Source organism: Microvirga sp. BSC39, from assembly GCF_000739015.1.
Taxonomy (GTDB): Bacteria; Pseudomonadota; Alphaproteobacteria; order Rhizobiales; family Beijerinckiaceae; genus Microvirga.
The window spans coordinates 71,801-98,250 of sequence record NZ_JPUG01000068.1 but is presented as its reverse complement, the minus strand read 5'-3'; the positions used below and the strand labels follow the sequence as shown (position 1 = coordinate 98,250).

Genomic DNA, 26,450 nt, shown 5'->3' with positions numbered 1-26,450 from the left:
GGTTCATCGCCATGGATCCGGCCCTATATGCCCTTGCCGTACCCGTCCGAGCAGAGGAGACCGCGCATGCCACTGAACGACAATCCCGTCTGGTTCATTACGGGTTGCTCCACCGGCTTCGGGCGAGAGCTCGCCCAGGCTGTCCTGCGCCGGGGGTGGCGCGCGGTCGTCACGGCCCGCGACGTCGGCAGGGTGCAGGATCTGACACAGGGGCATGAGGATAACGCCCTCGCCCTGTCGCTCGACGTTAACAAGCCCGGTCAGATCGCCGCTGCCGTGAAAGCGGCGGAGGACCGCTTCGGGTCCATCGACGTGCTGGTGAATAATGCCGGCTACGGCTACCAATCCTCCATCGAGGAAGGCGACGACGCCGAGATCCGGGCTCAGTTCGATACCAACGTCTTCGGCCTTGCGGCCATGACCCGGGCCGTGCTGCCCGGCATGCGTGCCCGCCGCCGCGGCCATATCATCAATATCTCCTCCCAGGCGGGCTTCATCGGCTTCGAGGGTTCCGGATACTATGCGGCGACCAAGCATGCCGTGGAGGGCATGTCCGACTCGCTCTCCCGGGAGGTAGCTCCGCTCGGCATCAAGGTGACCTGCGTCGAACCGGGGCCGTTCCGCACGGACTGGGCCGGTCGATCCCTGCAGCAACGGCGCCCGATGATCGCCGATTACCAGAACACCGTCGGAGCACGGCTCGAGGCCACCGCCAATATCAGCGGAAAGCAGCCGGGCGACCCAGTGCGGGCGGTGGAGGCGATCATCAAGGTGGTCGAGGCGGAGGACCCACCCAAGCATCTGGTGCTAGGCTCCATCGCTCTCGAAGGGGTCCGGAGCAAGCTGAAGGAAACCCTGGCGGAGATCGAAGCCTGGGCCGAAACGAGCCGGGGCGCGGATTACCCTGAGGGTGAACGCTAGGAGCGGTTTGCAGTCCCGGCAAGCCGGCGGTTATCATAAGAGCAGTCCTGGCGCCTGTGAGGCGCACCCGCATATCCCCGCTATCCTGAAGGGAGTTGACCGGCCATGAGCCTTGAATCCGTTCGCGCCTTTCTCGCCCAGAACGCACCGGATCTCGAGATCATGGAAATGCAAACGAGCACCGCCACTGTTGCCCAGGCGGCGGAAGCTCACGGTGTCGGGCCGGAGAGAATCGCCAAAACCCTGTCCTTGAGAGTCGGCGAGAAAAGCTTCCTCGTAGTTACGAGCGGCACTGCGCGGTTGGACAACAAGAAGGTGAAGGCGACGTTCGGAGGCAAGGCGTCGATGCTGGATGCGGTGCAGGTCCACGCGTTGACAGGACATCCCGTCGGCGGCGTCTGCCCTTTCGGCTTGGCAACGCCCTTGCCCGTCTATTGCGACATCTCGCTGAAAGCCTACGACGAGGTCGTGCCGGCTGCGGGCTCTACCCATACGGCCGTGCGCATCGCCCCCCAGCGCATGGCCGATCTTGTCGGCGCCGACTGGGTGGATGTGTGCCAGTAACGTGCTGAGCATGCAAAAACCCGGCATCTTACGATGCCGGGCTTATCAGAAAATCCTGGAGATCAGCGGGCCTTCATGGCCGTATCGGGGAAGTCGCTGAAGAGGCCGTCGACGCCGAGTGCGTAGAACGCCTTGTACTCGGCCGCCGGATCGCCCTTGAAAGTCGAGGCCAGACGCTTCGCCTCGTTGCGGAAGGTCCAGGTGAACACTTGGAGGCCCGCGGCATGGGCGTCCTTCACGACGCTGGACGGTTCGGCGAGAACACGATCCTGCTCGTCGGCTTTTCCGTCACCGTTGAGATCATCCGCCTTACCGTCGTTGTTCTGATCGACCTGCTTGGTTGGGAGGATGTAGGGCTTCCACGGCGCCAGGATGTCGGCGTAGGACTTGACCTCGGCCAAACCTTCCTTCGTCAGAAGGTCCTTGTAGGTGCGCTTGTCGCCGACCACGACGAAGTCATAGGGTTGGGCGTAAGGCGCGCTGAGGACGATGTTGCCGTCCTTGTCAACGTCCTCCGCGTCCAGCAGCTGCGCCAGCTTAACGTCGATTCGCGTATTCAGGTACTTCAGGTTTGCCACCTCGAAACTCTGGATGACGACGGGGGCAGATGCATCGGCCCAGCCGGCCTCCTTCAGGACGTTCACCAGCCGGTCTTCCATCGGCAGGCCGAGAGCGGCATGGAAGGTGGAGTGCTTGGTCTCTGGAGCGATGCCAACAGCCCTCCCCCTTGCAGAGCCCTCCTTCTTGGCGAGATCGATCACCTCCTGCAGGGTCGGAACCTGGAATTGGCCGTTCTTCGATTGATCGCGATCAGCCATGGCCTGCTTGGCGCGAAGCTGCTTGATCTCGGCGAGGGTGAAGTCGCTCGCGAACCAGTCGGTCGTATCGACACCATCGACCTTGCGGGTGGTCTTGCGGGACGCAAACTCGGGCCGGTTCGCCACATCGGTCGTGCCGCTCAGCATCGGCTCGTGCCGAGCGATCAGCACGCCATCCTTGGTTACGACGAGATCGGGTTCGATGTAGTCGGCCCCCATGTCGATGGCCATCTTGTAGGCCTCAAGGGTATGTTCGGGCAGATAGCCGCTGGCGCCACGATGGGCAACCACGATAGTCGGCGCACCGGTCAGTGTTTTTTCCTGAGCCTGGGACGATCCGATCATTGTCGGCAGAATGACAGTGACGGATCCGAGCAGTGCAAGATAGTTCATGATATCTCCTCCTGGACAGGTCTCTAGCGACGCTTCTGTGACGCCGTGATGACCATCGCATCGCCGCAACTATCGCAGTCGAAATCTGATGCAACAAGCGCCGGTTCAGCTATCAGACGGAAAGGTGGACCTCACGAATTCCCATGCGGCCACGAGATGGCGGCGCATGGCCTCCTCCGCGTTGTCGGGATCACGGGCGAGGATGGCTTCGAAGATAGCTTCATGTCCGGCGCAGTTCATCTGGTCGATGCCCGCACCGCGCTTCATGGAGCGCCAATGCTGGGTCAGCCAATCCACATAGGCCTTATGGATCGCCGGGTAGATCGGGTTTCCAGGGATTCGATAAAGGACCGCGTGAAACGCAGCGTCGGTCTCGTCAAACAGAACTGAATTTCCGATTGCCTCCCGGTTGGCGTCGAGGGACGCCCGGAGATCTTCGAGGTCGTCACGCCGCGCGTGCTTGGCGGCCCAGCGCGCGAGCGCCGTCTCCATGAAGATCCGGGTCTCGAAGAGATTCCAGACACCTTTCCGGTCGACCATAAGATGACCGACAAGATTACCCACTTTGTCGACGGCGATCTCATAATCGGGTTTCCGGACGATGGGGCGGTGTCCGAGGCGAGTTTCGACGAGACCACGATTAGCGAGCGAGACGATTGCTTCTCGGACGGCCGCCCGACTCACACCGTAGCGCTGCATCAGGTCGCGCTCCGCCGGAAGGCGTTCACCCTCCTGAAGGCCGCCGGTTTCGATCATCCGCACCAGTTCGGCCGCCACAGCATCCGACCGCCGCGTGCCTGCCCCTGTGGCCGCGTGGCCATGCAGCTTCTCGCTCTGGTCCATGCTCCCCTCGTTCCTGTACACATCCAGCCCTCGGTGGGAATTCTACGCGAGCCAAACCTGATCTGCCGGCAAGTGAACGTAGCACATGGTCCGACCAAAATCCATGGACCCATACCTGAGGCGCCTAACATCCGCCTGAATTAATCAGCAGAAACGCAGCATCTGAGTGAGAAGGCTGGAAACGATAGGCCTTGACAGCTCACGACCGTCTGACCATCCTAATTTCGGTCGAACCAAATAGACCAGAAATTGACGTTTGGTTTGACATTGCTCAGCTTGAGCAAACAGGGAGAGAGACTGGTGACGCCAACGCAAGGCACCCCGCTGTCGAACTCTAGCCTGCAACTCCCCTGGAGGGGATTTGGCGAGGGCCGGCTATGACCACCTCGGTTCAGGTTGGCCCCCAAGAGGCTGTGACCCATTATCAGATGTATATCGACGGGGCTTGGACCGAGGGCCGGTCTGAAGGACGCTCCGAGGTTGAGAACCCCGCCAACGAAGTCGTCTTTGCCTCTGTGCCGGCGGGAACCGCCGAGGACGCAAATGATGCCCTGGAGGCGGCACGCCGCGCCCAGCCGGCTTGGGCTGCTCTTCCGCCTATCGTCCGCGCCGGTTATGTCAGCGATCTCGCTGCTGCGGTGAAACGGGACAAGGCACATCTCGCCCGCATTGTGGTGCTGGAGCAGGGCAAGCCCCTGAATCAGGCCGAAGGCGAAATCGATGCTGTCATCACGTTTCTGACGTTCGCCGCCGAGAGCGCACGCCGCATCGAAGGCGATATTCTCCCTTCTGACTTTCAGAACGAAGAGGTCTGGATCCGTCGGGTGCCCTTTGGTGTGGTCGTCGGCTTGACGGCCTGGAACTATCCCGCCGCCTTGGCGGCTCGCAAGATCGGCCCTGCCCTCGTGGCCGGCAACACCATGGTGGTCAAGGGGCACGAATCAACGCCCCTGTCGGCACTCGAAATCGCCCGCCTCGCACACGAGGTCGGAATTCCGAAAGGCGTGCTCAATGTGGTGACCGGTGACGGGCGTACGGTCGGCGACGCTCTGGTGCGCTCGCCCATCAGCGCCATGATCACCATGACAGGCAGTGTTCGCGCCGGACGGGAGATCTATGCCGCTGGCGCTCATGAGCTCAAGGTCGTGCGCCTCGAACTCGGCGGCAAGGCGCCATTCATCGTCCTTGACGATGCCGACATCGAAGCGGCGGTAGAGGCGGCCATCGTCTCGCGCTTCACCAATTGTGGTCAGATCTGCACCTGCAACGAACGCATGTACCTGCACCGCGACATCGCGGAGCTCTTCCTCGACAAGTTCGTCTCCCGGGTGAAGCAGATGCGGGTCGCCGACCCCATGACGAACCCCGACATGGGGCCGAAGGTGAACCGGCCTGAGGTCGACAAGGTCGAGGAGATCGTGAACGACGCCATCGCGGCCGGCGCCGAAGTTCTCGCCGGCGGGCGCCGTCTGACGGAGGGAGACTTCTCCCGTGGCCATTGGTTCGAACCCACGGTGCTGCGGGTCGACACCAACAAGGCTTCGGTCATGCAGCGGGAGATCTTCGGTCCGGTTGCGCCGGTCATGACCATCGACAGCTTCGAGCAGGCGCTGAGCTTCGCCAACGACAGCAGCTACGGCCTGTCGGCCTATGTCTATACCAACGACCTGCGCCGGGTGATGCGGCTCTCGCGGGAGCTCTCCTTCGGCGAGCTCTATGTCAACCGCCCTTGCGGCGAGCTGGTTCAAGGCTTCCACAGCGGCTGGAAGCATTCTGGCCTCGGCGGCGAGGATGGGAAATATGGTTTCGACGGATACCTGCGGAAGCAGACCACTTATGTCCGTTGGTGACGACCCGCAGCCATAAAGAGCAGCGGCAATACCTCAAGAACCCCGAAAAGGGGCATAAAAAAACCTGATGGAGGAAGATGATGCTGAGAAGGACTTTCCTTGCCCTCGCAACGGGTGTTGCTGCCATTGGTCTGGGACTTGGCGGCGCGTCCGCGCAGGACCTACCCAAGCTGAAGCAGAAAGAGAAATACAAGGTCGGCTTCGCCCAGACCGAGTCGAACAATCCCTGGCGCATTGCGCAGACGGAGAGCATGAAGGCTGAGGCCGCCAAGCTTGGACATCAGTTGGTCTACACGGATGCTGCCGGTTCCGCCGCCAAGCAGGTGGCCGACGTCAACTCGATGATTGCCCAAGGTGTCGACTTGATTTTTCTTGCCCCCCGCGAGGAGAAGCCCTTGATCCCGGCTGTGATGGCCGCCAAGCGTGCTGGCATTCCGGTTGTTCTGCTTGATCGCAACGTAGACCAGAGTCTCGCCAAGGCCGGCCGCGACTACGTCACTTTCATTGGCTCCGACTTCGTGGACGAAGGCAAGCGTGCCGCCGAGGCTCTCACCAAGGCCATGAACGGCAACGCCAAGATCATCCAGCTCGAGGGCACCACGGGATCGTCGCCGGCCAATGACCGCCGCAAGGGCTTCGAGGATTACATCAAGGCCCATTCCGGCATGAAGGTCGTGGCGTCGCAATCCGGCGACTTCGCCCGTGACAAGGGTCGACAAGTAGCCGAGACGCTGTTGCAGGCGCACCCCGACGCGACTGCCATCTATGCGCACAACGACGAAATGGCCATCGGTGCGATTGCGGCTCTTGAGGCGGCTGGCAAAAAGCCCGGCAAGGACGTGATCGTCGTGTCGATCGACGGCACGCGCGATGCACTGCAGGCCATCATCGACGGCAAGATGCTCGCCACCGTGGAGTGCAATCCGAAGTTCGGGCCTAAGGCCTTCGAGACCCTGGCCCGCTATGCCAAGGGCGAGCAGATCGAGCCTTGGGTGGTGAACACCGACCGCTTCTTCGATAAGTCGAACGCGGCTCAGCTCATCGCGGACGCCTACTGAACCTCAAAGGCGCTGCCCATGACACTGGGCAGCGCCTTTCTTATATGGCTGAACCCATGAACGGAGCTTCCATGGCGCCGCTTCTTTCCATGCATGGCATCGACAAGCGCTTCGCCGGCATACCGGCGCTGCGCTCGGCCGAGCTCGTAGTGGAGAGAGGCGAAATTCATGCACTGATCGGTCAGAACGGCGCCGGCAAATCCACGATGATCAAGGTCCTGACCGGCTACTACAGGAAGGATGCCGGCGAGATCCTGTTCGACGATAAGCCGGTGGAGTTCTCCTCACCACAGGAAGCGCAGCGCTCCGGCATCAGCACGATCTATCAGGAAATCAACCTGGTGCCTTACCGCTCGGTGACGGAGAACATCTGCCTTGGCCGTGAGAAGCGCCGCTTTGGTCTCCTCGACTGGTCCGCCATGCATGCGGAGGCCCGGGGTCTGCTTGCCCGTTTCAATATCGATATCGACGTCCGCCGCGCGCTTGTGACCTATCCCACGGCCGTGCAGCAGATGGTCGCCATCGCACGCGCCATCGGTTTCGAGGCCAAGCTGGTCATCATGGACGAGCCCACCTCCTCTCTCGACGAGCGGGAGGTCGAGGTGCTGTTCGGCGTGATCCGTCAGCTTAAGGAGGCCGGCGTCTCGGTGATCTTCGTGAGCCATAAGCTCGACGAACTCTACGCCGTGTGCGATCGGGTCACCATCATGCGCGATGGCCGCACCGTGCAGGTCGCCCCGATGACCCAGCTCTCCCGGCTCGATCTCGTCACCTCCATGCTTGGGCGCGAGCTGTCGCAGGTTTTGCACGAGGGCCGTGACATGGCCGATGCGGCGGGCGAAGCACGTGAGCCCGTGCTGAAAGTCCGGAACCTCGCTGTCGGCCGCAAGGTCAGCGATGTCACTTTCGATGTCAGGCCTGGCGAAATCGTGGGTCTCGCCGGTCTCCTTGGAGCGGGCCGAACCGAGTCTGTGCGGGCGGTGTTCGGAGCGGACAAGCCGGATGCCGGCACGATCGGCTTCGCAGGCCGCGAGAATGCCATCGCGGCGCCTTCGGACGCCATCCAGGCCGGCATGGGTTTCTGTTCGGAGGATCGAAAGCTCGAAGGCATCATCCCTGACATGTCTGTACGCGAGAACCTGACGCTCGCCCTCATGCCGCAACTGGCCCGGCGCGGCATCGTGGATGAGACTCGCAGCCGAGAGATCGTCGACCGCTTCATTAAACGTCTTGGCGTCCGCTGCACCGGACCGGAACAGCGGATCCGCGAACTCTCCGGCGGCAACCAGCAGAAGGTGCTGCTGGCCCGCTGGCTCTGCATGAATCCCAAGCTCCTTATTCTGGACGAGCCGACCCGGGGCATCGATGTCGGCGCAAAAGCAGAAATTCTCAGCCTGATCCGGGAGCTGGCGGGACAGGGCATCGGCGTCCTGATGATCTCTTCGGAGCTGGAGGAGGTCGTGGAGGCGGCCAGCCGCATCTTTGTCCTTCGCGACGGCCGCACTGCAGCCGAGTTGAGGGGCGACGCCGTGAACGAGCAGAGTGTGATGACTGCCATGGCCCATGGGCACGACAACGCCCGGGAGACCGCTCATGGCTGATACGGCGACCACCCTGCCTCCGGCACATAGAGCGCCTCGGTTCGACATCAGAACCGTTTTAACGCGCTACGGCGCCTGGATTGCGCTGGCGCTCCTGATCCTGGTCAACCTTGCCATCACGCCGAATTTTGCCACGTGGCAGACGCTCAACGTCAATCTCACCCAGGTCTGCGCCATCGTGATCGTCGGCGTTGGGATGACATTGGTGATCGCCACAGGCGGTATCGATCTCTCGGTCGGCGCCCTCATGGCGATTGCAGGCGCGCTCGCGCCGCTGATCTTCCTCGGCAAGCTCTTCCCCCTGCCCCACCCGGCCATCGGCATCGCGCTGGCCTTCATGGTGCCGGTTCTCGTTGCAGCGGCACTCGGCTGGTTCAATGGCTGGCTCGTGACTCGCCTGCGCATCCAGCCGATCATCGCGACGCTTGTGCTCTTCATTGCTGGGCGCGGCATTGCCCAGGTCTTCACCAACGGCAATCTGCAGGTGTTCAACCTGCCGAGCTTCCAGTTCATCGGCCTCGGGCGCGTTTTCGGCATCCCATTCCAAGCCATCCTGATGATTGTCATTGTGGCTGCAGCAGCCTGGATGCTCCGGCGGACCGTATTCGGCCGACAGATCCTTGCCATCGGCGGCAATGAGAAGGCCGCCCGCCTGTCCGGTATTCCAGTGGCATCCGTAAAACAGCGCGTCTACCTGATCAGCGGTCTTCTCTCCGGCATCGCGGGTCTGATCGTCATCGCCCGCAACTCCGCCGCAGACGCCAATCTCGTCGGGCTCGGCATGGAGCTCGATGCCATCGCGGCAGTAGCTGTGGGCGGAACGCTTCTCACCGGCGGCCGGGCCACGGTCATCGGCACGCTGGTCGGAGCGCTGATCATCCAGCTCGTCCGTTATACGCTTCTGGCAAACGGCGTCCCCGATGCGGCCGCCCTTGTGGCGAAGGCCGCGATCATCGTGCTGGCCGTCTGGCTGCAGCGGCAGAGCCACCGCTGAGGTCGCCGATGCATACAACATCTCTCAAGCTGTTTCAGGGGATCGGTCGCTACGGGGTGCTCCTCGCCCTTATCGCCCTCGTCCTGTTCGGTTGGCTGCGCTACGAGAACTTTCTCGGCGCCTTCAACGTACTCTCCGTGCTGCGCTACAACAGCATGTTCGCCCTGGTGGCGCTCGGAATGTGCTTCGTCATCATCACCGGTGGTATCGACCTCTCAGTTGGTTCGACGGCAGCCCTCGGCAGCGTCGTCGCTGCCCTGCTCTCCCCCTATGGCGCGGTACCCGGACTTCTCGGCGGCTTGGCGGCTGGCCTGGCGGTCGGCGCCTGCAATGCGTTCATCATCACCCGGCTCAATATACTCCCCTTTATCGTAACCCTTGCCACGATGCTGGCGGCAAGCGGCTGCGCACTGCTGCTGGCCGGCAACCAATCGGTCTCCGTGTCCTATGAGACCGGGTTTGTGGAACTCGGCCAGGGTGATTTCCTGGGCTTTCCCATTCCGGCCTGGATCGCGCTGATCGCTTATCTCCTGGCTTCGATCATTCTCAACTTCACCTCGTTCGGCCGTACCGTTCTGGCGATCGGCGGCAACGAGGATGCGGCCCATCTCATGGGGCTTCCCGCTCGGCGGGTGAAGGCGCTTGTATACCTGGCGAGCGGTGGGCTCGCGGGCCTTGCGGGCGTGATCCTCGCGGCGCAATTCGGCGCTGGCCAACCCATCGAGGGTGTCGGCTGGGAGCTGTTCGCCATCGCGGCCGTCGTGGTAGGCGGAACACTGCTCACGGGCGGCGTCGGCTCGGTCGGCTCGACGTTGGCCGGCGTGCTCCTTCTCGGCCTGATCTTCAACATTCTGAATTTCGAGAACGGCCTCGGCTGGATCAGCCTCTCGGCCTATTGGCAATCCGTCATACGCGGCGCGTTCCTGCTGCTCGTCGTCGCCATTCAGGCCCGGCTGAGCATGCGCGCGGAAGAGGCCGCCTGACGACTCCGCATATCATTGAGCAAGTGAAGGACAACCATGCCCCGGATCACCTCCATCGAACCCGGCTTCTACCGCATCCCGCTGCCGACCGTTCTGACCGATTCCATGCATGGCGAGATGCGTGCTTTCGAGCTGAACACGGTACGCATCCGCGATTCCGACGGCGCCGAGGGCGTCGGCTACACCTTCACGGTCGGACGCAACGGTGCTGCCATCGACACGATCCTCGCTCGAGAGCTGCCCGAGATCATGGACGGCGAAGAGGCTGACGAGATCGAGCGCCTTTGGCACAAGGCCTGGTGGGCGCTCCATTACGGAGGCCGCGGCGGTCCGACGGTCCTGGCGCTCTCGGCATTCGACATGGCTCTTTGGGACCTCAAGGCCAAGCGCGCCAACCTTCCGCTCTGGAAGGCGCTTGGCGGCTTCGATGCCAAAGTGCCCTGCTATGCGGGCGGCATCGATCTGGACCTGCCTCTCGACAAGCTCCTGCGCCAGACCGATGACAACCTCGGAAAAGGTTTCCGTGCCATCAAGATGAAAGTCGGCCGCGCCAACTTGTTCGAGGACGTCGAGCGCGTGAAGGCTATGCGCGAGCATCTCGGCGCCGGCTTCCCGCTGATGGTCGATGCGAACATGAAATGGAGCGTTGATGGTGCCATCCGGGCGGCCCGCGCGCTCCGGCCGTTCGACCTTACATGGCTTGAGGAGCCGACCATTCCCGACGATCCGGCGGGCCATGCCCGCATCGTGCGCGAGGGCGGATTGCCGATCGCCGCCGGCGAGAATCTCCGCACCCTGTGGGAGTTCAAGCTCTATGTGGCGGGCGGCGCGGTGACCTATCCGGAACCGGATGTCACAAATTGCGGCGGCGTCACCCCCTTCATGAAGATCGCCCATCTGGCGGAGGCATTCAATCTGCCGGTCACCAGCCACGGCGCTCACGACGTGACCGTGCATCTCCTCGCCGCCTGTCCAAACCGTTCCTACCTTGAAGCCCATGGTTTTGGACTCGAGCGCTATATCGCCGAGCCCTTGAAGATCGAGGATGGCTTCGCATTGGCGCCCGACCGGGCTGGCCACGGCATCGACTTCGACTGGGAAGGCCTTGAGAGGATCAGAGCCTGAGGGATCCGACATCCTTCGGCCCAACGTGAAGCAGGATGCACGAATGAAAGAGCGTTTCGACTATATCGTGGTGGGCGGCGGGTCTTCAGGGTCTGTGGCTGCCGCGCGGCTCGTCAATGAGGGCAGGCGCGTTCTGCTCCTCGAGGGCGGGTACTCCCATCGCCATCCGCTTCTCGACATGCCACCGGGCATCTTCAAGATGATCAACGGCAGCAAGTATATGCGCTACCATCACACGGTGCCGCAGGAGCATCTCGACGGGCGCGTGCACGACATCCCGCAGGCCAACGTTCTCGGCGGAGGCTCCTCCGTCAATGCACAGGTCTACATGCGCGGCCGGCCGTCCGATTACGATGAATGGCATGAGACGCTGCACGGGGAGAACGACTATCCCGGATGGAGTTGGGCCGACGTTCTCCCCCACTTCCGTACCATGGAAGGCAACAACAGGTTCTACAATGAACTGCATGGCGCCGATGGACCTCTGCTGGTGTCGGATCCGGGTCACATCAACGACATGTCACGCTGGTTCGTGCAGGCTGTTCAGGGCCTGGGTGAGCCCTTCAATCCGGACTTCAATGGCCCCAAGCAGCGGGGCGTCGGCTTCTACCAGTTCATGAACCGGCGCGGCCGGCGCAGCAGCGCGGCCTATGCCTTTCTGGCGCCGCTGGCCGAAAATCCGAACCTCGTCATCCGCCTGCAATCGCGGGTGCGTAAGATCGAGATAGAGAACGGACGAGCCGTTGGCGTGACCTATCGCGACGCCAAAGGATTGGACCATCAGGTCTATGCGGACGGTGAGGTGATTGTAGCGTCCGGCGCGCTCGTGACGCCACAGCTTCTGATGCTCTCAGGCATCGGTCCGGCCGATCAGCTGCGGGAGCACGGCATCTCGTGTGTCGCCGATCTCCCTGGCGTCGGTGAGAATCTGATCGACCACCCGGAGGTTCCGCTGATCGCGAAAGCCAACGGGCCCTATGGCTATTACAAGCAGGGTGTCGGCTGGCGCATGCTGCTCAACGGCATCCATTTCCGGCTGTTCGGCTCCGGGCCGATCCTCTCGGCCGGCGTCGAAGCCGGCGCCTTCGTCAACCCGACCGATCCCGAGGCTGAGCCGACGATCCAGGCCTTCTGCGTGCCCATCGTCTACCTGGACCGGGATACCCTCACCCTCGTGGATGACACCTATGGGCTGACGATCACGACAGTCGTCGTGAAGCCCAGGTCCCGAGGCTATGTTCGCCTGCACTCGGCCGATCCGGACGATATGCCGCTCGTCTCACCCAATCTGCTGAGCCATCCTGACGACGCCCGCGCAATGATCGACGGGCAGCGTTTCTTCCTCCGCGCTTTCCAGACCACTCCTCTCGCCGAGCGAATCGAGCGCATTTCCATTCCCGACCCGAGCGACCTCAGCGACGAAGCTATCATGAAGCATTGCCGCCGCTTCGTGAAAACGAACTATCACCCGAGCGGAACCTGCCGGATGGGCAAGGCCAGCGATGAGATGGCCGTTCTCGATTCCAGGCTGCGCGTCCGCGGAGTCGAGAACCTGCGGGTCTGCGACCTCTCGGCCATGCCCAACATCAATGCGGGCAACACGAATGCGCCCGCAATGATGCTCGGAAGCCGTTGCGCAGAACTCATCACCGGCCGTCCGACCATCAGCACCTCCCAGTTCGGCCCTCGTCTGTCCGAACAGGGGGACATGAGCGTCGCCACCCTGAGCTGAGGCGGAAAGAGGAACCGGAGCTTCAGAGCCCCGGCTCCCTCCACCGCTACTCCTCGCGGAATGCTTTGGCCATGTTGTCGGCGACGGGCTTGGTCAGGTAAGAGAACACGGTGCGGTATCCTGTCTGGATCAGTCCTTCCACGGGCATTCCGGGAACCAGCTTGAGATCGCCCAAACGCGCACGCTCGCCGTCTGCGAATGCTACGCGCACGGGATAATACTGCATGCCCGAGCGCTGATCCGTCACCAGATCGGCCGCAATCATGCTGACTTTGCCCTTGAGTTCCGGCGTACTCCGCTGGTTGAACGCCGACATGCGCAGCACCGTGTCGAGACCGGGGCGGAGCTGATCGATATCCTGCGGCATGACCTTCACCTCGATGGACAGCTCGTCCGCCTCGGGAACGATCAGCATCAGAGGCTCGCCGGCATTGATCACACCGCCGACCGTGTGCACGATCGACTGGTGCACGACGCCGTCCTGTGGGGCCCGGATGTCAATGCGCTTGAGCTGATCCTCGGCCGTGGTCTTACGCTCCACGAGTTCCGCAACCTTGGCCTGCACCTCGCGCAGCTCCTTGGACACCTCGCTCCTGAGATCCTGGTCGATCTGGAGAATCTGGAGCGATGTTTCGCTGATCCGCCCCTTAGCTTGCGCGATGTTCGAGATGAGCTGCCCGCGCTCTCCCCGCAGCCGCGTCTCCTCACGCTTGAGAGATGTGACGCGGGTAATCGGCACGAGGTTCTTGCGCCAGAGCTGTTCCACCCCCGTCAATTCGTCCTGGATCAGCTGGATCTCGTCCCCTTTCGCAGAGGCCTGCAGCTTGAGGCCGTCGATCTGTTCCTGCAGCTGTGCGATGCGCTCCTGCAGCTGCGCCTTCTGGCCGGCCCGGGCTTCGCGGCGATCCTGGAACACGTTGGTCTCGCCCTTGATCAGACCTGCGAGCTCGGGATCCTGCAAACGGCTCTTGAACCCAAGCGGAAAGGCGATCTGCTCCGATCCGTCTCGCTCAGCTTCGAGGCGGCTCTGACGGGCTGCCAGCTCGTCCAAGCTCTTCGACACCATCGACAGGCTTGCCCTTGCAACGGTCTCATCCAGGCGAACCACCACATCGCCAATCCTGACGCGGTCACCGTCGCGGGCGAGAATCTCACCGACAACGCCACCGGTGGGGTGCTGAACCTTCTTGACGTGGGTGTCGACCACGATGGACCCTGGCGCCACCACGGCTCCAGACAGTTCCGTCACGGCGGCCCAGCCTCCGAGCCCGCCGACAAGGAAGAAGGCGGAGGAGAGGCCGACCAGAGAGTAGCGGCGGATCGCCGTGCGGGCACTTGTTTTGCGTTCGGACTTCATGACAGACCCCCAGATTCTAGACAGCTTTCAGCGAAGTGGCGGTAGCCACCCGTGGCTCGGCGCTTTGCGGGGCCGGGACCGCGCGCAGCACCTTGCTCAAGACTTCTTCCTTCGGGCCGAAGCTCTGCATCCGACCCTCGCCCATCACGAGCACCAGATCGACGCCGGCAAGGGCACTCGGTCGATGGGCGATGACCACCACGACTCCCCCGCGCGCCCGGATGCTCATAATCGCAGCCGTCAGGGCCTGCTCGCCTTCGTTGTCGAGATTCGAGTTCGGCTCGTCGAGCACCACCAAGAAGGGATCGCCATAGAGCGCGCGGGCAAGAGCCAGGCGCTGACGCTGCCCGCCGGACAGGGCGGCGCCTGCCTCGCCCACTTGAGTCTCATAGCCATCCGGGAGTTGCAGGATCATCTCGTGGACGTTGGCAGCCTTGGCAGCTGCAATGATTGCTTCGGCCTTAGGCTCCGGATCGAAGCGCGCGATGTTCTGCGCCACCGTTCCGGCGAAGAGTTCCACATCCTGGGGGAGATAGCCGATGTGCTGGCCAAGATCCTCCGGCAGCCATTGCTCGACGGCGGCTCCGTCGAAGCGAACCTTGCCGCGCCATGTCGGCCACACGCCGACGATCATGCGGGCGAGGGACGACTTGCCGGAGGCGCTGGGGCCGATGATGCCCAAGCCGCTTCCAGCTCTCAGTTCAAAAGACGCGTCCTGCACCGAGAACCTCTGCCCGCCGGGCGCTCCGGTGCCGGCATTCTCAACCGAGAGAACAGACCGAGGCGCTGGCAGCTTCAGGGGCTCCTCGGCCTGGACATTCGCTTCAAGGAGCTTCTTGAGGCGGTGCCAGCCCTGGCGGGAGCTGACGAAGCCCTTCCAGTTGCCGATGGCGAGTTCGACCGGTGCCATGGCACGTGAGGTAAGGATCGAGCTGGCAATCATGATGCCGCCCGTCGCCTGTCCGTCGATCACCAGGTAGGCACCGATTGCGAGCACCATGGATTGGAGCAGCATCCGGAGAACTTTCGACATGGCGCCGAAGCCGCCCGCCACGTCTGATGCGCGCTGCTGGTGAGAGAGGTAATCTGCATTGGCATCCCCCCAGCGAACGCCGATGCGCCTGGCCATGCCCATAGCCTGGACGACTTCCGCGTTACGGCGCGCGCCCTCGGAGATCCCATTGCGAACGAGGGCTGCACTCACGGCTGCTTTCGATGCCCCTTTAGTCAACACCTCCGTCAGAAGCGTGATCACTACGAGAAGACATGCTCCGCCGAGGGCCGCAAGGCCGATCCAGGGGTGAAAGGCGAAGCAGATGAACAGATAGAGTGGCATCCACGGCAGGTCGAAGAGTGCGGACGGCCCGCCGCCGGCAAGGAACGCCCGCAGTTGGTCAAGATCGCGCAGGGGCTGCTGACCGTCGCCATCGACCTTCCCCTTGAGAGGGGCCTTGAGCTGGCCCTGGAAAATCTGCTGGCTCAAGTCTTCGTCGAGGGCTGCACCGACACGCGCCATGATCCGGCCGCGGAGCGCGTCGAAGAGACCTTGAAAGAGGTAGAGCACCACGATGATCACGGAAAGACCGACAAGTGTCGGGATGCTCTGGCTTGGGAGAACCCGGTCGTAGACTTCCATCATGAAGATGGAGCCCGAGAGATAAAGCAGGTTGATCAGGCCGCTCAACACTGCGACGCCCAGGAAGGCACCGCGACAGGAGGCCATGATACTGAGGCGTTTCTTGAGAGGGCTGGTCATCGACTTGTACCTTGGGAAGTTTGCGTCACATAAAGTACCTTCAAAGGCACCGGACTTGTTTGAGTAACCCCGCCGGGAGCTTTGGGGGGCATAGCTCCCGGCGAGGTCACACCGATGTCGAGCGGCAGCGTCAGAAGATGAAGTCGCTGCTGTCGAGATCGGATTCCTTGACGCCATTGAGGACAAGGACGGCGGACTGGTGCCAGATCACGGTGCTGCTACCGGACTGCCACATGTACAGATCGGACATGTTGTCCACTCCGGACAGGCCACTCACATCCACCCTGTCATGACCTGCTCGGAAGTCCGTCACCGTGTCCGTGCCATGCTGCTTGTTGAACACGAAGATGTCGTCGCCCGAGCCGCCCGTCAGCCTGTTGTTGCCACCGCCGCCGTCGATACGATCGTCGCCGGAGCCGCCGTTCAGGCGATCATTGCCCTTTCCACCGTAGAGCTGATCGTCGCCGCCTCCACCTTCGAGCTTGTCGTTGCCGGACCCGCCATACAGCTTATCGTTGCCGGCCATGCCCTTGAGCGTATCGCGGCCCCCTCCGCCTTCGAGGACGTTGTTCCCGCTGTTTCCGATGAGGCTGTTGTTCAGGCTGTTGCCGGTGGCGTTCAGGTTGGCCGAACCCGTCAGCACGAGTTTCTCGACGTGAGTTCCAGCCAAGGAGTAGGACACGCTTGCCTTGATCGTGTCGAAGCCCTGGTTGCGGCTTTCGTGGACCCGGTCGTTGCGGTCGTCAACGATATAAGTGTCGTTGCCGCGGCCGCCCCACATCCTGTCGGCACCGGCACCACCATCGAGATGGTCGTGTCCGCTACCGCCCCTGATCTGGTCGTCTGCATCGTCCCCGACGAGCCGGTCCTGACCGCGACCGCCTGTCACGGACATGGGAGCCGGTTTATCGACGGTGATGGACACCTTGCCTTCGGTGTAGCCGCCCTGACCGTCCGACACCATGTAAGTGAAGGATGCCTCGCCCGTGAAGCCGGCCCGCGGCGTGAAGGTGATGGTTCCGTTGCTGTTGAGAACAACCGTCCCGTGCTCGTCCTCATCGAGTGCGACGATGGAGAGCGTTCCGCCGTCGATGTCGAGGTCATTGGCGAGCAGCTGCGCTGCCGTCAGGTTGAGCACCTCTCCTTTCCTGATCGTGAAGCGGTCGTCGGTGACAACGGGCTTTCTGTTGTCGCTCGGCGCCTGGTTGTCGTCTGGATCCTCCTCGTGTTCATGGTCGTCGTCATCTCCATATTCCCTGATGACCGGATCCTCTTCGCACAGGTAGGTGACCGAATGGGTGGCGCTTGCCAGGGTCGTGGTTCCATTCGCGTTTACCGTCTTGGTGTAATCACCAGCGGTGAGGCCCGGTGCCAGCTCGATCACATCTTGGGCCCGCAGCGTGCCGACGATGGTATCGTGACCGCCATTGGACTTGAACACCACGCGGTGAGCCGACTGCAGAGAGCTGATGTCGACCGTATCGTCCCCTTCGGTTCCCTCCAAGGTGATTGTGCTGGTCAGCAGACTGGTCCCAGCAAAGTTGCCGATCGGCAGGAAGGTGTCGCCACCACCCATGCCGTTGATCACGATCTCCTCAACGTTGTCGAGTTCGGCAACGATCGAGGCAGCGTTAGTGCCATTGCGGGTGACAACGATTTCCGTATTGCCGTTGATCTGGGCCGCGGTGTTGCCCTGGGCTGCCAGCCATTCGGCTCGCGAGTAGATTCGGAAGGTTTCCGCTTCCGTCGCGCCTTCCAGCCGGTATGTGTCGATCCCGGTTCCACCATCGACCCGATCCCGTCCGCCGACGCCAGCAACCTGAACGATCAGATCGTTGCCTGTACCGGCGTTGATGATGTCGTTGCCAGCACCGCCGAAGATGGTGTCGTTACCGCCGGCGGCCTCAACGGTCGTGCTGGTATTATTCACCAGGATGATGTTATTGCCGTTCGTGCCGTTGAGCGCTCCGACCGTGTCCCGGTCGATCGTGACGCGGCCCGTGTTGGTGGCATTCGCAGTCCCGGTGCCATCGTTCACGGTGTAGTCGAAGACGCCACCCGTGCCGTTGGCCTGATCGACCACCGTCACCGATCCGGGATTGGTCGCCAGAGAGGCACTGACAAGAGTATTTCCGACAACGCTCACTCCGTTGATGTCGAGGGAGTTTCCATCGACGTCGCTGTCGTTCGCCAGCAGAACCCACTTCGGTATCACAATCGGCCCGGTCGTGTGGTTTGTGATGACGGAGTCGTTACCCGCTACCGGCCTGTCATTGACCGCCGTGACAGTAATCGTCGTCGTAGCGACGTTGCTGTTCAGGAAGCCGTCATTGACCGTCACCGCAATCGTGCGCTGTCCCTCCGCAGGGTTCTGGGAAGTGCTACGGTAGGACACTGCCTGAATGGCATCCTGATAGGCTGCCGTTGACGCCGCACCTGTGAGGGTGACGGTGATCGTCCCCGGCAAGGTGCTGACGATGGTTCGAGTGATCCCTGCCGGGAGCGTGCCGACGAGGAGCTCATCGCCAAGCTGCGCATTGGTCAGGACGATCCGTGCCGATGCAATCTCGCCGCTATCCTCTACGATGCCCGGACCATCAGCGATGGTGATGGGTGCACCTCCTTCAGTGAAGCTGGTGGCGAGGTTCACGGACGGATTCGGATCCGGCAGAGCAGGTCGTACGACAAGGTTGTCGATACTAACCCCCTCGCCCGCATTCATGCTCGTCCCAGCGAACTTGATCTTAGCGTCGGCACTGAATGGGCCAGTCAGAGTGAAGGTATAGCGCTGGCTTCCTCCATCGCCTCCAATCGTCGCCAGCGACACGAAGTTTATGCCGTCGGCTGCAAAGAGGAACTGAACGTTCTCGCCCGCATCCAGATCGTCGGGATCGGCATCGAAGCTGATCGTCACCGATCCCGCCGTCGAGAGATTGACGCTACGGGTGATTTCGGCACCGTCGGCGACACCGGCTGTATTGGACCCCACGAACTGCAACTGGTTGGTCGAGAACAGGTTCAAGAACCCTGTCGGCGCATCGAGCTGGATCTGCCCGGTGGTCAGGCCACCGCTGTCGTTGGATTCGACCCAATCCGGCCCCCAGGCCGTCGCGCCATCCGAATTGCCCCAGCTGCGGTCATCGAAGTCGTCCCGATAGTCGAGATAGTCGAAGGCGCGCAGCTTGAGTTCCGGCGGGGTAAGAACCACATCGCCATCGGCGAAGCGGAGAACCTCGATGTTGGACAACCGGTCGGTGCCATCCGAGATACGGTTGCTGCCGGTCAGCGGGTCGGTCCCTTCCGTTACCGTGACGTGCCGCACGGTGATGCTACCGTCCGCGTTGCTGGTAATGGAATAGTTTGCCCGGACATCGTTATAAATCGCGATGTCGGTATCCCCAGCTCCGTCGTCCTTAACGATCTCGCGAACGATGGAGAGGGCACTCGGCTTGACTTCGCCGCTGAGCATCAGCGAGTTGAGCGTTCTTCCGGAGAAGGCCGGGGCCTCACCAGGAACAGGCCGCCCATCCTTGTAGTTGGCGATGGCATAAACCTTTCCGCCCATGCTGTCGGCTGTGTACTCCACTCCGTTGTGCAGGATCTTGATGCGAACGTTCAGCCAGCGGTCACCGTCGATCACGTCATCTCCGCCTCGGCCCTGCAGGATGTCGCTGCCGCCGCCGCCGAGCAGAATGTTACCGTGGAACACGTTCTTCACGGCGCCGGTGCTGTCCGCCCAATACCTGTCCTGGTGCAACAGGTCCGGAGTTACGATTTGGCTCAGGCCTGCAATTCGGGCAATGCCCGCCTCGTCCAGTTCATTGTACTTGAAGGTGGAGTCGGCATTGGCGCCGGGAGCGACTTCGGCATTCGGATCGCCACGGTTGTCGCCTCTTAGCACATCGTTCTTGTCCCAGCCTGAAAGGGCCTCAACTTGGTCGAACCGATTGCGGAGGATGTCCTGCTCGTCCGTGGTGAAGATGGGAGTCAACAGGTCGGCATCGGCGGCCTTGTTGCTACCCTTGTAGATGGACCAGTCATAGCCGAACATGCCCTCGTTGCGCATGACGCTCTCGCCCTGGACCATGATGTCGTCGCCGGACTCGGCGTCGAAATCGTGCTCGTCCTGCCCGGCGAACATGACGTCGTGGCCGATAATGGTCGAGTTGAAGTTCAGTTCGGAGTTGTCGCCAGCGGTCGTGTCGAAGCCGGGTCCAGCCTCGATCCAGTCGTCACCTTCGTTGCCGAGGAGGAAGTCTCCGCCCTCCCCGCCCATGATGAAGTCATTGCCGGTTCCGCCGAACACCTCCTTGCCGTCAGGGCCGGCGATCAGGTAATCGCGCCCCTCATTGCCGAAGACCAGGGCAAGGCCGCTGCCGCCGTGGATAACGTCATCGCCACCTTCGCCGTGAAGCATGTCGACCTCACCGATATCCGTGCCGGAATTGGTGATGATGTCGTTGCCCTCACCGCCATGGATCTTGTCGACGCCGTATCCTGCTTCGATGGTGTCGTCGCCACCCATGCCCCATACCGAGTCATCGCCGCCGCCGGCCACGATTTTCTCGGAAGCACCTGTGCCCTGGATGAGCACATGGTCATTGCCGTTGTACCGGAGGTATTCGGCAATACCGTCATTGTTGGCGTCAACTCGTTCCACGAGCTTAGAAATCGCCTGAAGGTAGGGGTCGTCGTGCTTTGGATCCACGTATCCGAATTTGGTCTGGATGGCTTTGTCCATGTACAGGACGTGGTCCGGCACCGAGAAAATATCGCCAGGCAAGGCGTAACCCAGTTCTCCAAGATCAGTGTTGTTCAGCACCATCTTGGCGAAGGAGTTATTCTCCAGCTCGTTCAACAGGTTGAGACCCTGAACGCGGGACAGGTAATAGAAGCGGTCGGCATTCTGGAGGTTCTCGAGCTGAAGCTCGAAGATGAAGGAGAAGGTCGAGCCCAGCATACCGCCGAACGCCATCTTCTTCTCGGCCATGCCGCCGACCCAAAGGTCGACATCCTCAAGGCCACCAAGCTTCTGCGCATACTGGCCCGTGCCGTTGAGGAAGGCTTGGCGGTCGGCCTCATCAAGGCTTGGATCGCCAAAGACGAGCTTCATGGCTGCGTCGCGCTTCGCCTGGGCAGTGGTTGCACTGGTGATTGTTCCATGCGTGCCGTAGGCCGCGATGAAGTTCACGATCGAAGCCGGGTTCTTCAGGTTGAGCATGAAGTCCGTCCAGCCCGTATAGGCGTCGAGCTGGGTATCGCCGTTTGCTATGACCTGGAACTCGCGACGAGCCTGGTTCAGCGGCGGTATGCCGGTATCCCGACCACGAGCGATGTTGAGAGCCGCGAGGTCAAGCGGGATGCCAAGGAGTTTGTTCCGGAGCACGTCCGTGACGAACTCGTCAATCTCGCTACCGACTTGGCTGGTCATGCCGCGGACGATCGCGCCGGCAGCAGTGTCGTGGTTGATGCCATTGCCGCCGAATGCCAGCGGGTTCAGGAAGGCATCGAAGAGGTTCATCGGCGTGAAATTGCCGTCGTTATCAATGAGGTCGACGGTTTCGCGGAGCATCGAGTGGCCGAAGCGGTACACGACGTGAGCGAACTCAGCGAAGATCCCCGGATTGATGTCGATTGACGCATTGAACACAAAGGCATCGACATCCGGCTGGATCTTGCGGGCGAACTCCTCGAATACGAGATGCTGATACTGCATCTCAGTCGTGAAACGTGCGGCCTGGAACAGGCGGGCTCCATCCCATTTCAGAGCGTTAATGGCCTCCGAAGTGGTCGGAATTGCCGTCACATCCTCGCGCAGCCACTCGTTCAGGAAGGCCAGATCTCCGGACTCCAGTGCCTTCGCCTTCACCTGCTCGACTACATGGTTGTGCTCGGAGTGGAAGATGTGGTGGACAGCCGAAAGACCGATATTCTCATTGCCGCGGCCGTCACCAGTGATGTAGTGCGCGTCGAGCATCTCGTTGTCGTATGCAGTCTGAGTGCCACGAACAGTGAAGCCGCCGCTATACCCAACAGCTGTGTCGCCATCTGCCTGAAGCACACCGTTCAGGAAAACCGGTGCGGCAGCGTGGGCGATGTCGTCCAAGAAGGCATGACCGGTCCGGATGGCGCCGGCTGTGGGAATCGGAGCTTCGGGATTGCCCTCTGCAATGACGTCGTCCCCGCCACCGGGCTTTCCGTCGGCACCGAAGGACCTCACGATCTGCGGAAAACCGTTCTGACCGCGGATGAAGTTTCCATATTCGTCCATGAGGAAGAGCGGAACGTTCGTCACATCGGCGTCGGTCAGCTCGATGCCGAGCTTTTCACGCGCTTGATCCTTAACCTCCTTCCAGGTCGCCAATCCGCGGGCGCCGGAGAGCATTTTGCCCGTCGCGACCGGACCGTCTTCGGTCATTTCATACTCACGCATGAACAGCTGCTTGGAGGAATGCGAGCTATAAGTCTGGTTCTGATCCACCCAGGGCGTGGTCAGGTTGACCGCATCGGTCGGCGCGCGGGTGAGCACCATGAAGTTGGTGTGCGGGCTGTTCGGGTTGTACAGCGGGTCGTCCGGCTGCAGCGGGATGTAGATCGTGCCATTGCCGCCTTTGGTGACCAGATCGAGACCGTGGTCGAAGAACTGGCCGAAGAGGGTGAACCAGCTGTTGTAGGGAGCAGAGAGACCTTCATCCGGCGCAACATTGGGAAGAACCACGCTCCCATTCTCGACCTCGACGCCGTGTACGGCCAGAACGTCATCCAAAGCTTTCTCGGCGGTGACAACCGACGCAGTTGCACTGGTGTTTGCATTCTGCGCCTGGGTCAGATTTTGCTGTGCAGCAAGCAACAGGCCTTGAGTCTGAGACACCAAGACGCCAGCAGAACTAGCGGCGCTGCCGGAGGCCTCCGAAGCCAGCCGGAGCGTATTCGCGGCATCCTGTTTCTCGATGAGAGAGGTTTGGGCGGCCGTATAAACTTCGTTTGCCTTGTCAATTGCCTCTTGCTGCTCCTGATCTGGTATCTCGTCATCAGCGAGAGCTTTCACTGCAGCAGCTGCAAAGTCGAGATCCGCTTGGGCAGCATTCACTAGGGAGACTGCCTGCGAATAAGCGGCAGCATCCTCCTGCGCTTTGGCTTGGGCCGCGAGTGCGGCATTCGAGGCGGCGGCTGCGTCAGCCAGAGCCTGACTCACTGCCTGCTGAAGCGCCGGGATTGCTCCGGCAGCGGATCCAGCGTTGGCCTTAGCCAGATCAAGGGCAGCCTTGGCTGCTCGGATCTCATTCAGCGCCGGCATGATGGCCGCACCTGTAACTCCGGCATAGGTCAAAGCGGCATAGATGGCTGCCGGGTTATCTAGGGTCTGGTCGACGATCAGGTTGGAAATGATGCGCGGATCTGCGTCGACGAGCGTTCCACCTCCGAGCCCGGAGGAGTCAGATGGAAGACCCATCTCCCCATAGTTCCCGTCCGCGAAAGTGACCGCTCTGGTCGACCCCTGCCCGAACGTGATGCTGTCGCCATCGTTTTCATTGCGCCAGTAGGGTTTCGTGATGCGCAGGAATTCCGCGTCTGCGGCACCCCATTCGTTGCGCCCCTCGACAATGTTGTTCCAGCTTCCATCCACGGTGCGAAGGCCATAGGGGGACAGAGGGCTGGGGATTGCGAGCGGCAGTGCAGCAAGGTCGGCCGGAGCCGTATTCAGATAGAATGCCCGGTCGGTGATGACGTTGCCGTTCTCATCAAGCCTGATCTGATTAAGCGGCGTGCCGTTGGAATGCGCTTCGGCGATCTTGATCTGCTTCAGCATGAACTCGAGATCGTGCTTGACGAGATTAACCATAGTTGTCCCCTCCGGTTTTGTTGCCGCAATGTCGACGGCACCTGGACACATTCTGGTCAGATTTACGGACGGTTAACTACACGGCCTGAAGTCCTAAGAGTTACTCCGGTACCAAGGTCCGACAGTGGTCTTGAGATCTTGTCAGACCTCGGTCGGTAAGCCGACTATGGTCTTACATCCGGCATTTCTGCGGGCCTGAATTCAGGACACAGGGCGGCCAGACAGATCTTGACCAGACTATAAACCTATGAATATATTGAAATATCCTTCACAATATATCGATCCTCTAGGAAAGGGCGCGGCCTTACCCGGCGTATCTACCTCTTTCGGATAGTATTTACCTGTCTGGTAGATAGGATCTACTTTGATGAAGTCTCTGCATCCTGGCACTAATAAGCGGGACCGGGGACGGGGGGATCGCCACTTTGTACGCTTCCAGTGACAGAGGCCTTGATTGTGCTCCAGAGGGCACGAATACGCGTGGGCGAACTCTCTCCGGGCAATTCCTGATCATGGCTTTTGCGGTCATGGTCATCGGGATGGCCGCCATGGGAACCTTGGTGACATGGCGGATCGAGAAGAGCGTGACGACTGTCAAGGCGACCTCGGCAGTCTTCTCAGTCAACAACTTCATCGCTCCACATGTTCAGGAGCTCGCCTCAAGCGAACAGCTCTCACCAAGGAGCATCCAGAGTCTGAAAAGCGCTATTGATCAATCCGGTCTCCGCACTGAGGTGGTGTTTCTCAGCATCTGGAGACAGGATGGTCTCGTCGCCTATAGCGACAATTCCCATCTGATTGGGCAGAGATTTTCAAGGAGTTCCGGTCCGCCGCAAACGTGGTCTGGAGCCGTTCAGGTGCAGTTCGAGAGCGCCAGCAACCCCATCATCAAGGTCTTCGCCCCGGTTCGGGATCCGGCGACAGGATCCGTCATCGCAGTCGTCGAGTTGCACGAGCGGGTAAGTGCTCTGGATTCGGAGTTGGTCGCTTCGAAGTGGCAGATTTGGCTCGCCACCGCCCTGATTACCTTAAACATGATGGGCTGCCTTTTCGTGGTCGTGGCTCACAGCGGCCGGATCATAGACCGGCAGCGCCTGGCGCTGATTGAGAGGGTCTCCCAATTGTCCGAACTCCTGCGTCAAAACAGTCTTCTTAAAGGTCGTATCGAGCGCGCCGCCCGCAAGGCCACTGAGGACAACGAGCGCCTCCTACGCCGAATGGGCTATGACCTTCATGACGGCGTCGCCCAATTGATCAGCCTCGCACTTCTTCGCCTCGACAAGATCAAGAGTTCGCCGCAGGAGAGCGACAACCTGCATAGAATTCATAAGGCACTGTCGGATGCCCTTGGCGATATCCGCCACATCTGCAAGGGACTGCTCCTCCCCGAGGTTCGAAGCATGACTCTTGAGGAGGCGCTGCTGTTCATGATCCGGTCGCATGAGCGTAGAACGGGAACGACGATCGAGTGCATGGTTTCCGAGCTTCCAAAGGAGGCTCCTGAATTTGCAAAGATTGCCCTATGCCGTTTTATCCAGGAAAGTTTGAACAACGCCTACAAGCACGCAGGAGGGCAAGGGCAACGGATCGACATCGCGTGGGACGGCATCCACATCACGGTCGAGGTATCGGATCAAGGTCCAGGCATCCGTGACGCCGATACCGATACGCGGGAGCCGGGGCTAGGCTTGGCAGGACTTCGAGATCGGATCGAGAGTATTGGTGGGGACGTGATGATAACGAGCGCACCGGACGCGGGAACATGCGTCAGGGCCTCCCTCCCCCTCAAGATGGAGATGTGCGATGCAGCGTAAGATCCGGGTCGGAGTCGTTGATGACCACCCTCTTTACCGCGATGGGGTGATCTTCGCCCTCGAATCCGAAACCGACATGGAAATCGTTGCTCAAGGCGAGTCCGCGGGCGATGCGTACCAAATCGCTGTCGACCAATCTCCCGACGTGCTCCTTCTGGACATGAACATGCCGGGCGGCGGCATCAATGCGGTTGCCAAGATCGCTCTGAGGTGCCCGTCGACGAAGACGCTCATGTTGACGGTCGTCGATGACGAGGACGAGGTGCGCAGCGCTCTACGCAAGGGAGCCCGCGGCTACTTGCTGAAAGGAACGAGCAGTTCCGAACTGGCCAGTGCCATCCGGATCGTCAGCAGGGGTCAGAGTTATGTGTCGCCCAGCTTCGCCGCGCGGCTCATCATGTCACGGGGCGCGGAGGAGAGCGAACCCCGGGACGCGACGGGCAAGTTTCCCGAACTCTCAGAACGGGAAGTACAGATCCTGTTGCTGATCCATCGCGGTCTCAGCAACAGGCTCATCGGTGACGAACTGGGACTGACCGAGAAGACTGTAAAAGGCTATGTGACGAACATCATGGTGAAGCTCCACGTTCGAAACCGCGTGGAAGCAGCTATGATTGCTGCAGAGCGAACTGTCGTCAGGAAGCAGTAACCCTCGCCACCGAAAAGAAGGTCACCGAACTCTCCACTGAGACATTGACTGGTCTCGTCGAGTTTTGCAGCATGCACACACCTTGCTTCTCTGCCCTGCTGATCGACGCCTTCGAACAACCCCTGAACAGCCCTCTCGCGATCATACCC

16 protein-coding genes are annotated in these 26,450 nt (G+C 61.2%); 11 read left to right on the top strand and 5 right to left on the bottom strand.

What is annotated here, in order from left to right; all coding sequences use genetic code 11:
* The first annotated feature begins 66 nt into the window (after window positions 1-66).
* Together MA07_RS16345 and MA07_RS16340 are read left to right on the top strand one after the other, a co-directional pair.
* The gene (locus MA07_RS16345; protein ID WP_036353142.1) at window positions 67-921 is read left to right on the top strand and encodes an oxidoreductase; all 855 of its coding nucleotides are present in this window, start codon (window positions 67-69) and stop codon (window positions 919-921) included.
* A 105-nt stretch (window positions 922-1,026) separates the two neighbouring features.
* Window positions 1,027-1,485 carry a YbaK/EbsC family protein gene (locus MA07_RS16340; RefSeq protein ID WP_036353139.1) on the top strand — a complete coding sequence of 153 codons (459 nt, stop codon included), beginning with the start codon at window positions 1,027-1,029 and terminating at the stop codon, window positions 1,483-1,485.
* 62 nt (window positions 1,486-1,547) lie between these two features.
* Here the strand turns inward: MA07_RS16340 and MA07_RS16335 are convergent, their stop codons facing one another.
* Complete coding sequence (locus MA07_RS16335; protein WP_036353136.1) at window positions 1,548-2,696, bottom strand: glycerophosphodiester phosphodiesterase; 1,149 nt, start codon at window positions 2,694-2,696, stop codon at window positions 1,548-1,550.
* 105 nt (window positions 2,697-2,801) lie between these two features.
* The gene (locus MA07_RS16330; protein WP_052003233.1) at window positions 2,802-3,539 is read right to left on the bottom strand and encodes an FCD domain-containing protein; all 738 of its coding nucleotides are present in this window, start codon (window positions 3,537-3,539) and stop codon (window positions 2,802-2,804) included.
* Between the two features lie 377 nt (window positions 3,540-3,916).
* Here MA07_RS16330 and aldA point away from each other — a divergent pair, with 377 nt between their 5' ends.
* The 7 genes from aldA to MA07_RS16295 all read left to right on the top strand — a co-directional run bounded on the left by aldA (window position 3,917) and on the right by MA07_RS16295 (window position 12,882).
* Window positions 3,917-5,389, top strand: coding sequence for an aldehyde dehydrogenase (gene aldA, locus MA07_RS16325; RefSeq protein ID WP_052003232.1), 1,473 nt, complete (start codon window positions 3,917-3,919; stop codon window positions 5,387-5,389).
* 77 nt (window positions 5,390-5,466) lie between these two features.
* A complete protein-coding gene (locus MA07_RS16320; RefSeq protein WP_036353132.1) occupies window positions 5,467-6,447 on the top strand; it encodes an ABC transporter substrate-binding protein in 981 nt (326 codons plus the stop codon).
* A 71-nt stretch (window positions 6,448-6,518) separates the two neighbouring features.
* Window positions 6,519-8,048, top strand: coding sequence for a sugar ABC transporter ATP-binding protein (locus MA07_RS16315; RefSeq protein WP_036353129.1), 1,530 nt, complete (start codon window positions 6,519-6,521; stop codon window positions 8,046-8,048).
* A complete protein-coding gene (locus MA07_RS16310) occupies window positions 8,041-9,042 on the top strand; it encodes an ABC transporter permease (RefSeq protein WP_036353126.1) in 1,002 nt (333 codons plus the stop codon). Before MA07_RS16315 ends, MA07_RS16310 begins: the two co-directional genes overlap by 8 nt.
* 8 nt (window positions 9,043-9,050) lie before the next feature.
* Window positions 9,051-10,025 carry an ABC transporter permease gene (locus MA07_RS16305; protein WP_036353123.1) on the top strand — a complete coding sequence of 325 codons (975 nt, stop codon included), beginning with the start codon at window positions 9,051-9,053 and terminating at the stop codon, window positions 10,023-10,025.
* A gap of 36 nt (window positions 10,026-10,061) precedes the next feature.
* The gene (locus tag MA07_RS16300; RefSeq protein ID WP_036353121.1) at window positions 10,062-11,150 is read left to right on the top strand and encodes a mandelate racemase/muconate lactonizing enzyme family protein; all 1,089 of its coding nucleotides are present in this window, start codon (window positions 10,062-10,064) and stop codon (window positions 11,148-11,150) included.
* 43 nt (window positions 11,151-11,193) lie between these two features.
* On the top strand, window positions 11,194-12,882 hold the full coding sequence (locus MA07_RS16295) for a GMC family oxidoreductase N-terminal domain-containing protein (RefSeq protein WP_036353117.1): 1,689 nt from the start codon (window positions 11,194-11,196) through the stop codon (window positions 12,880-12,882).
* 46 nt (window positions 12,883-12,928) lie between these two features.
* On the opposite strand, the gene MA07_RS16290 is transcribed toward MA07_RS16295, so the two are convergent.
* From MA07_RS16290 to MA07_RS30920, 3 genes are all read right to left on the bottom strand, one after another.
* On the bottom strand, window positions 12,929-14,239 hold the full coding sequence (locus MA07_RS16290) for an HlyD family type I secretion periplasmic adaptor subunit (RefSeq protein ID WP_036353114.1): 1,311 nt from the start codon (window positions 14,237-14,239) through the stop codon (window positions 12,929-12,931).
* Window positions 14,240-14,255: 16 nt separating this feature from the next.
* On the bottom strand, window positions 14,256-15,962 hold the full coding sequence (locus MA07_RS16285) for a type I secretion system permease/ATPase (protein WP_244445270.1): 1,707 nt from the start codon (window positions 15,960-15,962) through the stop codon (window positions 14,256-14,258).
* A gap of 163 nt (window positions 15,963-16,125) precedes the next feature.
* On the bottom strand, window positions 16,126-23,838 hold the full coding sequence (locus MA07_RS30920) for a peroxidase family protein (RefSeq protein ID WP_052003231.1): 7,713 nt from the start codon (window positions 23,836-23,838) through the stop codon (window positions 16,126-16,128).
* 512 nt (window positions 23,839-24,350) lie between these two features.
* Between MA07_RS30920 and MA07_RS16270 the strand changes: the two genes are divergently transcribed.
* Together MA07_RS16270 and MA07_RS16265 are read left to right on the top strand one after the other, a co-directional pair.
* The gene (locus MA07_RS16270; protein WP_036353108.1) at window positions 24,351-25,652 is read left to right on the top strand and encodes an ATP-binding protein; all 1,302 of its coding nucleotides are present in this window, start codon (window positions 24,351-24,353) and stop codon (window positions 25,650-25,652) included.
* Complete coding sequence (locus MA07_RS16265) at window positions 25,642-26,301, top strand: response regulator transcription factor (protein ID WP_036353105.1); 660 nt, start codon at window positions 25,642-25,644, stop codon at window positions 26,299-26,301. Before MA07_RS16270 ends, MA07_RS16265 begins: the two co-directional genes overlap by 11 nt.
* Window positions 26,302-26,450 lie beyond the last annotated feature (149 nt).

Coding starts and splice junctions, on each gene's coding strand:
- MA07_RS16345 (WP_036353142.1), top strand. CDS start 67: ATGCCACTGAACGACAATCCCGTCTGGTTCATTACGGGTTGCTCCACC.
- MA07_RS16340 (WP_036353139.1), top strand. CDS start 1,027: ATGAGCCTTGAATCCGTTCGCGCCTTTCTCGCCCAGAACGCACCGGAT.
- MA07_RS16335 (WP_036353136.1), bottom strand. CDS start 2,696: ATGAACTATCTTGCACTGCTCGGATCCGTCACTGTCATTCTGCCGACA.
- MA07_RS16330 (WP_052003233.1), bottom strand. CDS start 3,539: ATGGACCAGAGCGAGAAGCTGCATGGCCACGCGGCCACAGGGGCAGGC.
- aldA (WP_052003232.1), top strand. CDS start 3,917: ATGACCACCTCGGTTCAGGTTGGCCCCCAAGAGGCTGTGACCCATTAT.
- MA07_RS16320 (WP_036353132.1), top strand. CDS start 5,467: ATGATGCTGAGAAGGACTTTCCTTGCCCTCGCAACGGGTGTTGCTGCC.
- MA07_RS16315 (WP_036353129.1), top strand. CDS start 6,519: ATGGCGCCGCTTCTTTCCATGCATGGCATCGACAAGCGCTTCGCCGGC.
- MA07_RS16310 (WP_036353126.1), top strand. CDS start 8,041: ATGGCTGATACGGCGACCACCCTGCCTCCGGCACATAGAGCGCCTCGG.
- MA07_RS16305 (WP_036353123.1), top strand. CDS start 9,051: ATGCATACAACATCTCTCAAGCTGTTTCAGGGGATCGGTCGCTACGGG.
- MA07_RS16300 (WP_036353121.1), top strand. CDS start 10,062: ATGCCCCGGATCACCTCCATCGAACCCGGCTTCTACCGCATCCCGCTG.
- MA07_RS16295 (WP_036353117.1), top strand. CDS start 11,194: ATGAAAGAGCGTTTCGACTATATCGTGGTGGGCGGCGGGTCTTCAGGG.
- MA07_RS16290 (WP_036353114.1), bottom strand. CDS start 14,239: ATGAAGTCCGAACGCAAAACAAGTGCCCGCACGGCGATCCGCCGCTAC.
- MA07_RS16285 (WP_244445270.1), bottom strand. CDS start 15,962: ATGGCCTCCTGTCGCGGTGCCTTCCTGGGCGTCGCAGTGTTGAGCGGC.
- MA07_RS30920 (WP_052003231.1), bottom strand. CDS start 23,838: ATGGTTAATCTCGTCAAGCACGATCTCGAGTTCATGCTGAAGCAGATC.
- MA07_RS16270 (WP_036353108.1), top strand. CDS start 24,351: ATGGCTTTTGCGGTCATGGTCATCGGGATGGCCGCCATGGGAACCTTG.
- MA07_RS16265 (WP_036353105.1), top strand. CDS start 25,642: ATGCAGCGTAAGATCCGGGTCGGAGTCGTTGATGACCACCCTCTTTAC.